The sequence below is a fragment of the Microbispora bryophytorum genome (assembly GCF_006874465.1).
GTDB lineage: Bacteria > Actinomycetota > Actinomycetes > Streptosporangiales > Streptosporangiaceae > Microbispora > Microbispora bryophytorum.
Window position 1 is genome coordinate 201,297 of the sequence record NZ_VIRL01000007.1, and the last position, 13,215, is coordinate 214,511.

General features: G+C 69.8%; 14 protein-coding genes. 7 read left to right on the plus strand and 7 right to left on the minus strand.

Annotation, left to right across the window (positions count from 1 at the left end):
* Positions 1-562 precede the first annotated feature (562 nt).
* The gene (locus tag FLX07_RS16110; protein WP_142571583.1) at positions 563-1,246 is read right to left on the minus strand and encodes a response regulator transcription factor; all 684 of its coding nucleotides are present in this window, start codon (positions 1,244-1,246) and stop codon (positions 563-565) included.
* Positions 1,247-1,402: 156 nt separating this feature from the next.
* On the opposite strand from FLX07_RS16110, the gene FLX07_RS16115 reads away from it, so the two are divergent.
* Positions 1,403-1,954 carry a hypothetical protein gene (locus tag FLX07_RS16115; RefSeq protein WP_142571584.1) on the plus strand — a complete coding sequence of 184 codons (552 nt, stop codon included), beginning with the start codon at positions 1,403-1,405 and terminating at the stop codon, positions 1,952-1,954.
* Between the two features lie 27 nt (positions 1,955-1,981).
* Here the strand turns inward: FLX07_RS16115 and FLX07_RS16120 are convergent, their stop codons facing one another.
* Complete coding sequence (locus FLX07_RS16120; RefSeq protein ID WP_208762232.1) at positions 1,982-2,707, minus strand: DUF305 domain-containing protein; 726 nt, start codon at positions 2,705-2,707, stop codon at positions 1,982-1,984.
* A 360-nt stretch (positions 2,708-3,067) separates the two neighbouring features.
* Here FLX07_RS16120 and FLX07_RS16125 point away from each other — a divergent pair, with 360 nt between their 5' ends.
* Positions 3,068-4,072, plus strand: coding sequence for a LacI family DNA-binding transcriptional regulator (locus FLX07_RS16125; protein ID WP_030510556.1), 1,005 nt, complete (start codon positions 3,068-3,070; stop codon positions 4,070-4,072).
* Positions 4,059-5,531, plus strand: coding sequence for a serine/threonine-protein kinase (locus tag FLX07_RS16130; RefSeq protein ID WP_268239500.1), 1,473 nt, complete (start codon positions 4,059-4,061; stop codon positions 5,529-5,531). The genes FLX07_RS16125 and FLX07_RS16130 overlap by 14 nt, the downstream gene beginning before the upstream one ends.
* Before the next feature lie 143 nt (positions 5,532-5,674).
* Here FLX07_RS16130 and FLX07_RS16135 read toward each other — a convergent pair whose 3' ends face one another.
* The gene (locus FLX07_RS16135) at positions 5,675-6,334 is read right to left on the minus strand and encodes a class I SAM-dependent methyltransferase (RefSeq protein ID WP_229689790.1); all 660 of its coding nucleotides are present in this window, start codon (positions 6,332-6,334) and stop codon (positions 5,675-5,677) included.
* A gap of 89 nt (positions 6,335-6,423) precedes the next feature.
* Between FLX07_RS16135 and mscL the strand changes: the two genes are divergently transcribed.
* A complete protein-coding gene (gene mscL, locus FLX07_RS16140) occupies positions 6,424-6,852 on the plus strand; it encodes a large conductance mechanosensitive channel protein MscL (protein WP_142571587.1) in 429 nt (142 codons plus the stop codon).
* A 25-nt stretch (positions 6,853-6,877) separates the two neighbouring features.
* On the opposite strand, the gene FLX07_RS16145 is transcribed toward mscL, so the two are convergent.
* Both FLX07_RS16145 and FLX07_RS16150 read right to left on the minus strand, forming a co-directional pair.
* On the minus strand, positions 6,878-7,471 hold the full coding sequence (locus FLX07_RS16145) for a hypothetical protein (protein ID WP_142571588.1): 594 nt from the start codon (positions 7,469-7,471) through the stop codon (positions 6,878-6,880).
* Positions 7,468-7,746 carry a hypothetical protein gene (locus tag FLX07_RS16150; protein ID WP_142571589.1) on the minus strand — a complete coding sequence of 93 codons (279 nt, stop codon included), beginning with the start codon at positions 7,744-7,746 and terminating at the stop codon, positions 7,468-7,470. The genes FLX07_RS16145 and FLX07_RS16150 overlap by 4 nt, the downstream gene beginning before the upstream one ends.
* Before the next feature lie 356 nt (positions 7,747-8,102).
* On the opposite strand from FLX07_RS16150, the gene FLX07_RS16155 reads away from it, so the two are divergent.
* The 3 genes from FLX07_RS16155 to FLX07_RS38425 all read left to right on the plus strand — a co-directional run bounded on the left by FLX07_RS16155 (position 8,103) and on the right by FLX07_RS38425 (position 9,556).
* The gene (locus tag FLX07_RS16155; protein WP_142571590.1) at positions 8,103-8,966 is read left to right on the plus strand and encodes a helix-turn-helix domain-containing protein; all 864 of its coding nucleotides are present in this window, start codon (positions 8,103-8,105) and stop codon (positions 8,964-8,966) included.
* 62 nt (positions 8,967-9,028) lie between these two features.
* A complete protein-coding gene (locus tag FLX07_RS16160) occupies positions 9,029-9,244 on the plus strand; it encodes a DUF397 domain-containing protein (RefSeq protein ID WP_142571591.1) in 216 nt (71 codons plus the stop codon).
* 108 nt (positions 9,245-9,352) lie between these two features.
* Entirely contained in the window at positions 9,353-9,556 is a 204-nt protein-coding gene (locus FLX07_RS38425) for a DUF397 domain-containing protein (protein WP_142571592.1), read from the plus strand.
* A gap of 72 nt (positions 9,557-9,628) precedes the next feature.
* Here FLX07_RS38425 and FLX07_RS16170 read toward each other — a convergent pair whose 3' ends face one another.
* A complete protein-coding gene (locus FLX07_RS16170; RefSeq protein WP_142571593.1) occupies positions 9,629-11,605 on the minus strand; it encodes a glycosyl hydrolase family 28-related protein in 1,977 nt (658 codons plus the stop codon).
* Positions 11,602-13,170, minus strand: a complete 1,569-nt coding sequence (locus FLX07_RS16175; protein ID WP_142571594.1) for a glycoside hydrolase family 13 protein — start codon at positions 13,168-13,170, stop codon at positions 11,602-11,604. The genes FLX07_RS16170 and FLX07_RS16175 overlap by 4 nt, the downstream gene beginning before the upstream one ends.
* Positions 13,171-13,215: the final 45 nt, after the last annotated feature.

The window sequence follows — 13,215 nt, forward strand, 5'->3', positions numbered from 1 at the left end:
GCGGGCCGACCGGACCACCCGGGCCCCGAGCCGGTCGGCGACCACCACCGATCCCACCACCAGGGTGACCGCGACGCCGGTCAGCACGGCCCAGGAGGTGGACACGCCCTTCCTCGCGTCCGCCGCGGGCGCGTACACCTCGATGACGGCCCGCCGCCCGCCGCCCAGCGCGACCGGCCTGAGCAGCACGTATCCCTTGCCGACCGGCACGGTCCTGGCGCTTTCGGCCGCGCCCGCGACGTCGGCGGGCGTGACCCGGGAGCGACCCGCCGTACGCCCGCCGGAGAGGTGGACGGCCAGGCGGGAGCTGCCCGCCGGGGTGCTGGCCAGCGCACGCTCCAGCGCGGCCGCGTCGTCGGTCACCACGAGGGCGGGCACGATCGTGGCGGCCTGGCGCTCGGCGTCGGCGAGCGCACGGCTCTCGGCGATCTCCTTGACCGCCACGGCCAGCGGGATGAGGAAGGCCAGCGCGACCATCGCCGTCACGGCCACCGCCACCAGGGCCAGGCTCCGTCTCACCGCCGCTCCCGCTCCGGGCCTCGTGCCGCCCCGCTTCCGGGGCTCAGCTCTCGGCTGGGGGGCTGAGGCGCACGCCGACACCCCGCACGGTGTGCAGATACCGGGGACGGGACGCGCTCTCGCCGAGCTTGCGCCGCAGCCAGGACAGGTGGACGTCGATCGTCTGGTCGTCCCCGTACGACTGCCGCCACACCTCGGCCAGCAACTCCTTGCGCGAGATCACGCGGTCGGGACGGGCGGCGAGATAGGTCAGCAGGTCGAACTCCCGGCGGGTGAGGTCGAGCGGCGCGCCGTCCAGGCGGGCCTCCCTGCGGTCGGCGTCGACGACCAGGCCGCCGACCCTCGCGACCGACGACGGCGCCCCGGGCCTGGCCCGGCGCAGAACGGCCTCCAGCCGGGCGTTGAGGTGGTCGCCGGAGAACGGCTTGACCAGGTAGTCGTCCGCGCCGTCGCGCAGCAGGCGGACGATCTCGGCTTCGTCGTCCCGCGCGGTGGCCACGATGACCGGCACGTCGGAGATCGCCCGGAGCATCTTCAGCGCCTCCGCGCCGTCGAGGTCAGGCAGCCCCAGATCGAGGACGACCACGTCGGGGCCGACGTGGGCGATCTCCCGCAGCGCGTCGAGCGCCCGGCCCGCGCTGCGGACCGCATGGCCGCGCCCGGTCAGGTCGCGGATGATCGCGGACCGCACGAACTCGTCGTCCTCAACCACCAGAACGGTCGCCATGGGGCAGAAACGTACACTCCCGGTCGGCACGGCGTCCCAGGAAAAGCCATCCGAAACATGGGGATTTGCAGCTATTTAAGGCATGCACAAATCCGTAGAGCTTGACCGAAAAGGGTCGAGCGTGAATTCGAGTCGCGGGATAGAGTGAGCGGCCACATGAGAAGGGCCGCCGGTTACCTGATCGCCTGGTGCGGAGCCACCGCGCTCGCCGTCGGCGTGTCCTGGCTCGGTGTGCGCGACGTGCTGCGCAGCGCGATCCTGGACGAGGCGCCCCTCGCTCCCGTGGTGGCCGTCGTCGCGCACCTGTCCGCCTCGCCGGGCGTCCCCACCCCCACTCCTCAGGGCACCTCGGGCGGCGGGGCCTCCAAGGAACCGACCGAGGAACCGCCCGAGGAGCCGTCCGGGGAACCGTCCGAAAAGCCGCACGGGCCGGCGGGATCGGCGGAGTCCTCTCCCGCCGCCCAGCAGCGCAAGGCCGCCGGAGGGGAGAGCCTGCACACGTTCACCCTGGAGGGCGGCCGGGCGACGATCGCGGTGACCTCCGCGGACTGCCGCGTGGTGACGGCGACCCCGAACGACGGCTACGAGGTCAAGGTCTGGGAGGCCGACCAGTGGCTGCGGGTCGCGTTCCTCCGGGACACCCACGAGTCGTCGGCGTTCTGCGTGTGGAACGCCCTGCCGCCCAGGCTCGACACGTACGAGAACTGAGGGATCCCGGCCGTCCGGCGGGAGGACTCAGTCGAGGAGGGCGCGGTACTTCTTGAGCTCCTTGACCTCGGCGCCCAGCGATGTGGTGGTGGCGACGGCGAGCGCCTTGGCCCCCTCGAACGCGCCGTCGGCCTGCTCGGCCCGGGCGAGCTTGATCGCGCCGTTGTCGTGCTCGATCATCAGCGTCACGTACTTGCGGTCGAAGGACGGGCCCTGCAGCTTGGCGAGCGCCTCAATCTCGGCCCGCGTCTGCGTGCCCGGCATCGCGTGGTCGCGTGGCAGCGGCTCCGCGCCCCACATGTCGAGCCAGCCCTTGAACGTGCGGATGTCGGTGTCGCGGGCCGTGGCGACCTTCCCCGCGAACCCGCTGACCCACGGGTCGCCGGCCCGTGTCTGCGCGAGCCTCGCCATCTCCAGGGCCTGGAGGTGGTGCGGGACCATCTGCCGGGCGAACGCCACGTCGGCGGCGTCGCCCCCGGCGGACGGCGCGCCGGTCTCGTCCGGAGTGGCGCTGAGCGCGGAGTCGGGGGTCTGCGTGGCCTCGGAGCTCGGCGCGGCCTGCGAAGCGGGGGGCGTCTCGAAGGTGGCAGCGGGCGAGGCGACTACCGGAGCGGGCGAGGCGGCCCCGCTCGCCAGGTCCGGCGCGCCGCATCCGGCGAGCAGGGCCATCGCGAGCACGCCCGTCAACGCGGCCGGTAACGCGGCCGTCACACGAGCCGGCACAGCGGGAAGCCGGCGGTTAGTGGTCGTCACTGGAGGGCCTTTCCGGTTCTGGCTGGCGGACGAACGCGACGGCCGCCGGGGCCGGGCACGATCGGATCCGTCCGCGATCCCTTGCCGCAGGACCCTACCGCCGGACGGCGACTCCGGTCGCCTGGCACGGCGTTTCGGCATATTTACGGTGATTATCGGACAAGCTGGGCATCGCGTGTCAAAATTCCCATTCGCTTCCCTGGATCATCGCCGTGCTCTAGCCTCCAACTGTGCCAAACAGCAGCGAAACTCTACGAAAGGTTTCACACCGAGGAAACCTCTGTTGACACGAGCGAAACAGTGATACTTTCGCTTGGGAGCGCTCCCAAGCCGTGTGAACCTTCGGGCCGAGGAGACCGGATGGCCGATCTTCCCACCCTCGCAGAGGTAGCCGCCGCAGCCGGCGTCTCCCCGGCAACAGCTTCCCGGGTCCTGACCGGCTCGGTACGCGTGACCACGTCGACCCGCCGACAAGTTCACGACGCCATGTCGCGTCTGGGCTATGTCCGGCGCCGCGCCCCCAGGGGATCCGCGGGCAGGCGGGCCGAGCAGATCATCGCCGCGGTCGTCTGCGAGCACAGTCCACGTCTTTTCACCGAGCCGTTCTACGCCAGGCTCCTGTCCGCGTGCGAGGAGGTGCTGACGACGCACGGGGTCCCCATGGTCGTAATGACCGCGACCCCTGCGACCGCCTCCATCGCCGCGCCGCCGCTGGTCGCGGGCGCCGTCGACGGTGTCCTTCTGATCGGGGCACGGGCGCGGCACCCCCTCGCGGTCACGCTGGCCGCCTCGGGCGTCCCGGTGCGCTGTGCCGGGCGGCCGCCAGACGGCATCGACCTCCCGTTCGTCGACATGGACAACCGTGACGGCGGACGGCAGGCGGCCGAGCACCTGCTGCTCAACAACCGCAAGCACATCGCCACCATCGCCGGGCCGCCGACCCTGCCGGCCGCCCGCGACCGGCTGGAGGGCTTCCGGCAGACGCTCCGCGACGCCGGTGTGCTCGACATGCCCGTGGCGTACGGCGACTTCACCCACGCGTCGGGCGCGCACGCCATGCAGTGGCTGCTGCAGCGGGCGCCGCACCTCGACGCCGTGTTCGCGGCGTCGGACGTGATGGCGGCCGGGGCGATGCAGACGCTGCGCCGCGCCGGGCGGAAGGTGCCGGACGACGTGGCCGTCATCGGATACGACGACGCGCCCGTGGCCAGGCACACCTCGCCGACGCTGACCACGGTCAGGCAGCCCGTCGAGGAAATGGCCACGCTCGCCGCACGACTGCTTCTCATGACACTCGGGGACGGGGACAATCCCAAGGGCAATCCGGTGCTGCCCACGGAACTGGTGGTTCGTGAATCGGCCTGAGCTTCGAGAAGGCGATGTCCTGACCCGTCGCTATCTGCTCCAGGAGCGGATAGCGACGGGTGGGATGTCGGTCATCTGGCGTGCCTTCGACCAGTCACTCCAACGCGTGGTCGCGATCAAGGTGCTGGACGGCTCGCTCGACGACGACAACCCCGGACGGGAACTCATGCGCCGGGAGGCCAGAGCCACCGCCCGGCTGATCCACCCGGACGCGATCGAGGTCTACGACTACGGCGAGACGGTCACGAACGGTGGCAGGCTGGCGTCCTTCGTGGTCATGCGCCTGCTGGAGGGCCGGTCGCTGGCCGACCGGATCGTCGAGGGCCCGTTGCCCTGGGCCGAGGCGGTGGAGATCGCCGCCGGGCTGGCGAAGGTGCTGACGGCGGCGCACGACCGGGGCATCGTCCACCGGGACGTCACCCCGGAGAACGTGCTGCTCGCCGAGGACGGGCCCAAGCTGCTCGACTTCGGCATCGCCGCGTTCGTCGGCGACGCCGACGACCACCTCGTCGCCGACTTCGGCACCCCGCCGTACGTCGCGCCGGAGCGGCTGAAGGGGACGACGGCCGACCCGGCCGTGGACGTCTACGCGCTCGGCGTGCTGCTGTTCGAGATGCTCACGGGCGCGCTGCCCTACCCGGAGAAGACCTGGGAGGCGATCGAGGCGGCGCGGCGGGAGGGTCCGCCGCCGGCGCCCGAGGGGGTGCCGGGCCTGCCGCAGGAGGTCACCGACCTGTGCCGGCGCTGCCTGTGCCCCGATCCCGTGGACCGGCCGAGCGCGCGGGCCGTCGCCGCCGCCCTGACCACGATGAACAAGCCGCCAGGACCACGCGGAGCCGGCTGGGGCGCCGCCGCCGTCGGGGCCGCGGCCCTGGGCGGCATCCTCTGGTTCACCCAGACGCACGGTCCGGAGGTCGCAGCCGTCACCGTGCTGGCCAGCCCTTCGCCCACGCTCACGCAGACCATCGTCTCGCCGCCGCCGCAGGTCGAAGCCATCGCCGTACCCCGGCACACGGTCGCGCCCGTCGCGGACCCCATGAGCACCGCCGCGCCGGCCCGGCGTCACCCCTCCCCCTCGATCAGCGTCAAGGCCGTCAAGAAGGACCGGCACACCGGGGACACCCTCCGGCGGCCGAAGACCTCGGCCACCTCCGAGTCCGACGTGGCGCCGCTGCCGCTGGCCCTCACGGCCGCACCGCTGCGGGTCGACACCGCTGTCCGGCAGTTCAACCTGCTCACGGACGGCGCGGAGGCCACCGACGACATCGACGACGACGTCGCGCTCGACCTCAAACAGGTGCTGCGCAACGCCGTCGCCAGCGGTGAGGGGCTGTCCGGCATCCGCACCAAGATCGAGGTCCGCTATCAGGAGGGACGGCTGCCCTCCACGCTGAAGGAGGAACTACTGGCCGCGCTCGATCGGGTCGAAGCCGCTCTCGCCGAGGCCAGCAACACCTGAAGTGGGAGCGCTCCCAGAACAACCCTCTGTTGAGTTCGGTCAAGACCGAAAGTCCGAGTGCGTCCGTTAAGCGGCCACCCTGCGACCGAAATCATCTTCTAGTGCCGAGGGCCGGCCGACGACGTCCCGCCCTCGCCCGGCGGTCAGATCCGCCTGATCGTCGCAAGCCAGGCGGGTGCGCCGTCATCGTGATATCTCGTCCGAACCCGGTCCGGTTCGACGGCCACGACGCTCCATCCGCCGCCCGGAGCGAACGCCGCTCCGAGCTCTTCCCGGCCGACCGGGTGCGGCCCGGTGCCGGGACCCTGGTCGCTGAAGCACAACACGTACAGCGTTCCACCGCGTTCCGTCACCGACGCGAGACTCCTCACGTATCGGGATCGCTCGTCGCCGTCGAAGGTGTGGAACAGCCCGCAGTCCAGCACCGTCCCGAACCCGCGCCCCAGACGATCCAGACGCAGGGCGTCGGCCGCGGCGAACTCAACCTGGACCCCACGGTCGCCGGCCTTCTCCCGGGCGATCGTCAACGCCGTCTCGGCCACGTCGACGCCCAGAACCGGCAGCCCCAGCGCGGCGAGGTGAAGCGCGTTCTCGCCGGTCCCGCAGCCCGCGTCGAGAACCGCCCCGGCGAATGCGCCTTCGGATGCGAGGCGCACTATCGCCGGCTGCGGCCGTTCGATGTCCCAAGGCGCGGGACCGTCGTGGTACGACGCGTCCCACGACAGTCCCGTCATCCGTTCATGACTGGTCGGTTTCCGCCCACCGAACGGATCGTCGGCGGGGCTTTTCGAGCGCTCCGGCACCTTCTTCTCCTTCCTCCCCGATTCCTACGGTCCACTGTCCGGGTCACGCCCTTGCACAGGAAAGGCAGAACCGGATAGATCGTTGTCTCATGAGCGGATTCAAGAAGTTCCTCATGCGGGGCAATCTGGTGGAGCTCGCCGTCGCCGTGGTCGTGGGCGCGACGTTCAGCGGGCTCATCCAGGCCCTCGTGCAGGACCTGGTCACCCCCCTGATCGCGGCCGTCACCGGCGGGAGGCAACCCGACTTCTCCAGCTACAAGTTCACCGTCAACGGCGCCGTGTTCAAGTACGGCGACTTCGTCAACCACCTGCTGACGTTCCTCATCGTCGCCGCCGTGATCTACTGGCTGGTCGTCCTGCCGATGACCCGCTTCCTGAGCCACTTCGACACCAAAAAGGAGGCTGCCGAGAAGAAGTGCCCCGAGTGCCTGTCGGACATCCCCGTCGACGCCCGCCGCTGTGCCTTCTGCACGGTCGAACTGTCCCCCGTCCCCGCCGCCGACAAGCCCCCTGCCTGACCTCTCCGCAGGCCCGCCCTCCTGGTCAGGGCCGGAATCGGGTCAGCGTCCGCTCCCCCGCCTCCGCCGACTCCGAGGGGACGGGGCGGTTAGTGCGCCGCAGCACGTCCACGATGACGAGCGACGTCCGCTGAGGATCCCTGGTGATCCGCACCCCTTGGGCCAGCCAGCACGCGGCGGCGATCATGTCCCGGGCCCGTTCGAGGTCGCCCGGGCTGGTCCCCGCCCTGCACCACACCCACAGGCGCTCGCCGAACGGCTCCGGCCTCGTACGGAGGATCATGGGCAGCTTGCCCCGCCGGTTGACGATCAACGCCTCGGCGCAGGCCTTCCGTACACGGTGGGGCGTCACCACGCACCAGAAGCGGGCCGCCACCTCCCGGCGGGCCTGCGGCCACAGCAGAACGAGCAGGCAGACCAGGGAACCGGTGACGATCGTGACGGCCGGGCCCGCCGTCCGTACAGCGATGATCACGACCGCCGGCCCTCCAACCACCAGCACCGCCTCGTAACGCCACCTCCACAGCACCAACAGCGGTCCCGGCCGTGCGACGGGAGAGGTCTCCCGCTCGATGAAACGCAGGACCAGGTGCGGGTTCCGTCGGACCTGGTGCCTCATGACCGGCCGCCCGAGGGTCGCTCGGGCCGGCGGGAGGCCGGCGGTTCGAGCAGATTGACCCGCCCGGTGCCCCGGCATCGGCGGCACGGCAGCCCCGTGGGGCACCGCCCCTTGGCGGAACAGACCTTGCAGGCGGTGAGCGCGTCGAACCGCGTGTCGCGGTAGGTATGCGTGTGCCAGGTGCGCCGGATCTCCCAGCGCTGCACCCACGCGAACGCGTCGATCTCGGCGAACGCCTCCTCGCCCGCCTTCCAAAGGAGGGCGATGATGCGCATCCGTAACCCTGGAGGGGAAGGAACGCGCATGTTCTTGTTGTTACAGTGCACGGGATCATCCCTTTGCTGATCAGGCAGGTTGGATGGTCGTCTGCGCTGGGTCGATGTGCCACCATCGGCCCAGCAGCGCGTTTCAGGGGATAGGGGCCGAAAGACAAGGCCCCGATGCGCATCGCCTCCCTCCGGGAACCGGCCGGTCCAGCCGCCACGTTGAGGCTTATGCCGTGTTTCGTACCCCTCCTTTGCCGTTGGCAATCGCATTTTGGCAATTACCATTGGCATTCCCCGGCGGTACTTGCCAGCTGCGTGGTAACGTGCGGATCTACACGCTTCACGGGCTCAGAAGGTGACCGCTCATGGCCGGGACGAACGTGACACTTCGCCGGCGCCAGCTGGCCAGCCGGTTGAGAGAACTGCGGCACGCCGCCGACCTGACGGTGGAGCAGGCAGCCGAGGAACTGCTGTGCAGCCCAGCCAAGATCAGTCGAATGGAGACGGCGCAACGGGGCGTCAGTCAGCGAGATGTGCGCGACTTGTGCCGTATTTACCGGGTGTCGGACGAGAACCTCGTCCGGCAACTGATGAACTGGGCGAGGGAATCCCGCCTTCCCGGCCTACGCCAGGAGTACGGCGACCTCGGCTACGACGCGATCTACACCTTCATGGATCTGGAGGCGGCCGCATCCTCCATCACCGAGTTGCAGATTAATTACCTGCCCGCCCTGTTCCAGACCGAGGAGTACGCCCGCGCTCTGATCCGCGGCCTACTCCCAGGCATCGAGCAGGAAGTGCTGGAACGACGGGTCGAAGCCCGCATGAGTCGTCAAAATCTCCTGCTGCGCAATGATCCACCCCGCTACCGGACCTTCATCGATGAGGCGGCACTGCGCCGGGTGACGGGAGATCCCGCGATCATGGAGGCGCAACTGGAGCGCCTGCTCGTCCTGGGACAGGCACCGCATGTGACGGTACAGGTGATCCCATTCACCGCCGGGCCATACATGTGCGCGGACGACCCGTTCGTGATGTTCAAGTTCAAGGACCAGAGCCTGCCGGACGTCGTCTACCGGGAGTCGCTGGACCGGGTCGAGTATCTGGAGAGGCCGAACGAGTTAGCCGTTTATCGGGAAGGGGTCGACCGCCTGCGCGCGGTGGCGCTCTCCCCCAACGAGTCCCTCAAGCACATTGCCGGTGCGAAAACGGACTTCAGCACCACCTGAAATATTGACCACTCAGGAGCGCCTACGTCTCTGCGGACACTCTAGCCGAGAGACATGAACAGATGAAACTATCCGACGAGTTGCCGGCCACCGAGCCGGAATGGCGCATCTCCTCGCGTTGCAGCGGTGGGAACTGCGTACAGTTTTCCCAGGTCAACGGAGGGGTTGCTCTGCGGGATTCGAAGAATCCCAACGCGGGCACGCTCTTCTATTCAGCGCAGGAATGGCACGCTTTCCTGGCGGCTGCGAAGGCGGGTGCCTACGACGTGACGAAGTGACCTGCTCACTGGCCACTATGCGCGTAAGGCCTCCGAAGGTACATTTAGCGTAACTAGGTACTTTCGCGGTTAATCACGCAGCCTGCGGGTGAGCATTCGGGAGGGTGAATGGCCGGCCGACCCACGTTCAGCGAGGTGACATGGCGGCGGGCATGCGGCGGCGGAAACTGCGTCGAAGTGGCCTTCCAGGATGGACACGTGGGCGTACGTGACGGAAAGCGAGGCGGCGAGGGCCCGATCCTCACCTTCACGGCCGAGGAATGGCAGACCTTCGTCGAGGACGTCAAGGACGGCCGCTTCGACCTGCCCTGAGGTTCCGCGCGAACGGACGAAGGGCTTCCCCGGCCGGAGCCGGGGAAGCCCTCTACCCCTACGAGCGTTCCGTCACCAGGGGGACGGGGCGGGTGGGGGGACGACCGGTGGGCGGTCGTCGCAGGTGATGGTGTTGGGCAGCATCCAAGGAGCGAGCCAGCCGCCGTCGTTGCCGCCGAGGTCGGTCACGGAGAACTCCGATCCCGTGGGCGGGAAGTTGAAGGACCCGCAGTTGTTGACGCCCACCGCGCCGACGTTGCGGGCGTCCACGTTCGCGAAGGACGCCGAACCCTTCACGCGGGCGCTGACCACGGAGGTGCCCGTGCCGTCGACCCGGATGTCCTTGAAGCGGACCTTCGGGATCGCGTACTGGTCCTTCACCGACCACTCGCTGACCAGCATGATCGCGTTGTAGGTGCTGTCCAGGTAGTGGTCGCCGCTGACCTCGATGTCGGCGTCGATGTCCTTCTCCAGGGCGTAGAACCAGATGGCCCCCAGGCCGATGTTCCAGTTCAGCTCGTACGTGCCGGCGCGGGCAGTGGTGTTGCCGGTGATGCGGAGCTTGCCGGCGAACGGCTCGGCGCCGAACCGGGAGCCGACCTGGATGGCGCTGCCCTCTCTGATCGGGTCGGCGATCAGGTTGTTCGAGACCGTGTTGTCCGTGCCGCCGTAGATCGCGATGCCGTTGGCCAGCACGGGCGTCTGGATCGTGTTGTGGTCGACCGTGTTGCCCGCGTTAACGATCTTCTCGGACCACATGGCGAGGGCGTCGTCACCGGTGTTGCGGAAGAAGTTGTTCGACACGACGGAGCCCGTCACGCCGGTGTGGAAGTTGAGCCCGTCCGCGATCTGGTCGACGATCACGTTGTTGGTGATCTTGAGGTTGCGCATGGGGCCGTCGAACCACATGCCGACCTTGGTGTGGCGGATGTGGAGCCCGTCGATGGTCGAGTCGCTCATCGCGCCGCCGACGCCGTTGACCTGGTCGGTGTCGATCCGCTCGCGGACGTCGCCCTCGACGGCGAAACCGGACAGGTGGACGTTGCGGCTGCCGCCCGCCGAGGCGTCCTTGCCGTAGAAGCCGACACCGGTGTGCACCGAGCCGTCCGGGGCCGGTGTGTCCAGGTCGACCTGGCGGCCCTTGATGGTCGTGTACCAGCTTCCGGCACCGGTGATCGTCACGTCGTCCACGACGATGTGGCGGTTCACCTGGTAGGTGCCCGGCGGGATGTAGACCTTCAGGTGCGTGCGCTTCGCGAACGCGATCGCCTTGTCGATCGCCTCTGCGGAGTCGCGCCTACCCGTCGGGTCGGCGCCGAAGAGCAGCACGTTCGCCGCCAGGACCTCGACGTGCGGCAGCCCGACGAGGTGCGAGTCGAGCAGGTCGACGACCGTCCACGCGGCGTTGCTCCCCGCCGGGACCGTCAGCCGCACCGTGTCGCCCGCCCGGTACGTACGGCCGAGCAGGAGACGCTGCTCGTCGTAGAAGTGGTTCGGCCGGTACGGCTTGGCGATCTCCGGGGCCGGCGTGGTGGCGTCCGGCACGCAGGAGCACTCGGTGATCCACCAGTCGGGGTGCAGCAGCCCGGCGTTCGGATCGTTGGAGAACGGATACTGGTTGTAGAGCCAGGCGTACTGCGACGTGAGGGTCATGCCGGCCCGCTTGTGGCCGTTCACCGAGACGTCGAGCGGCGCGGTGATGCCGCCGCCCCCGGGAGCGTCCGGGATGCTGTATCGCACGGTGATCGCGTTGGCGGCCCTGGGCAGTGTGAACTCGACGTACTGCCCGGGGGTCAGCTTGACCGCCTTGCGGCCGGACGCCTCCGCGGGCAGCGTGTACGCGTCGCGGCCGGGGCCGATGACCGTGCCGTTCGTGGTCGCGTTCTCCGCCTCCTGCTCGGCGAAGTCGACGTCGGCCCCGCGCCCGGCGACGAGCGCCGGGTCGAGGGCGGCCCGCGTCACGACGGGGGGCTTCGCCGTGGCGGACGCCGGGGCCTGCAGCGCCATGAGCCCGGTGACGGCGACGGCCGCCGCCAGCAGGATTCTCATCGGGCCTCCATGATCCACACCGCGGTGTCGGGCGGGAGCAGTTCGCCGTCGAGGGGACCGCTGGCCAGCAGCACAGAACCCGGCTCCGGGAGCGCGACCGGCTCGGCGCCGAGGTTGACCAGGCAGACCAGGCCGGAATCGCGGCGGAACGCGACGACCTCGTCCGCGTACGGCAGCCAGGTCAGCGTGCCGTCGCCGAGGAGTTCGCGGCGCAGGCGCAGGGCCGAGCGGTAGAGGCAGAGCATCGAGCCCGGATCGGCCTCCTGCGCCTCCACGGTGAGGCCACGCCAGCCGGCCGGCTGCGGCAGCCAGGGCTCGCCGGTGCTGTAGCCGAACGGCGGCTCGGCACCCGACCACGGCAGCGGCACCCGGCAGCCGTCGCGGCCGCGGACCGTGTGGCCGGAACGCTCCCACATCGGGTCGTCGATGAGCTCCTCGGGGATGTCCTCGACCTCGTTCAGGCCGAGCTCCTCCCCCTGGTAGACGTAGACGCTCCCGGGCAGCGCCATCGCGAGCAGCGCCGCCGCCCGCGCCCGGCGGCGGCCGAGCTCCAGGTCGGACGGCATGCCGTCCCGGCGTTCGGCGTTGTCCCAGGACGTGACGGCCCGGCCGTAGCGCGTGACCGGACGGGCGACGTCGTGGTTGGACAGCACCCAGGTGGCGGGCGCGCCGATCGGCACGTGGGTGGCGAGGGTCAGGTCGATGCTGGCGCGCAGCGCGGCCGGCTCCCACGCGCTCGACAGGAAGTCGAAGTTGAACGCGGTGTGGAGCTCGTCGGGGCGCAGGTAGTTGGCGAACCGCTCCTGGTCGGGCAGCCACACCTCCCCGATGAGGATCCGCCCGCCGTAGGAGTCGGACACCCGCCGCCACTCGCGGTAGATCTCGTGGACCCCGTCGTGGTCGGTGTACGACTCCTCCACACTGTCGAGGTCCTTGACGAGCACAGCCGCGGAGTCGATGCGTACGCCGTCCACGCCCCGGTCGAACCAGAACCGCAGCACGTCCAGGAACTCCTGACGGACGGCCGGGTTGTTCCAGTTGAAGTCGGGCTGTTCGGGGGCGAACAGGTGCAGATACCACTCACCGTCCGGCACCTGCGTCCAGGCCGGGCCGCCGAAGATCGACTGCCAGCCGTTGGGCGGGCCGTCGCCGACGCCGGGGCGGAACCAGAACCGCTCCCGGGCCTCCGAACCGGGACCGGCCGCGAGGGCCTCCTGGAACCAGGCGTTCTGGTCGGACGCGTGGTTGGGGACGACGTCGACGATCGTACGGATGCCCAGGTCGTGGGCTTCCTCGATCAGCTTCTCCGCCTCGGCCAGGGTGCCGAAGACCGGCTCGATGCTGCGGTAGTCGGCGACGTCGTAGCCGCCGTCGGCCATGGGTGAGGGATACCACGGGTTCAGCCAGATGGCGTCGACGCCGAGATCCGCCAGGTAGGGCAGGCGTGACCGCAGCCCCGCCAGGTCACCCGTCCCGTCGCCGTTCCCGTCGGCGAAGCTGCGCAGGTAGACCTGGTAGATCGCGGCCCCGCGCCACCAATCGAGGGTCGAGGTGTTGCCGGGCATGCTGAATACAACTCCTTACGGGTGACGAGTGAACAGCGACGGGGG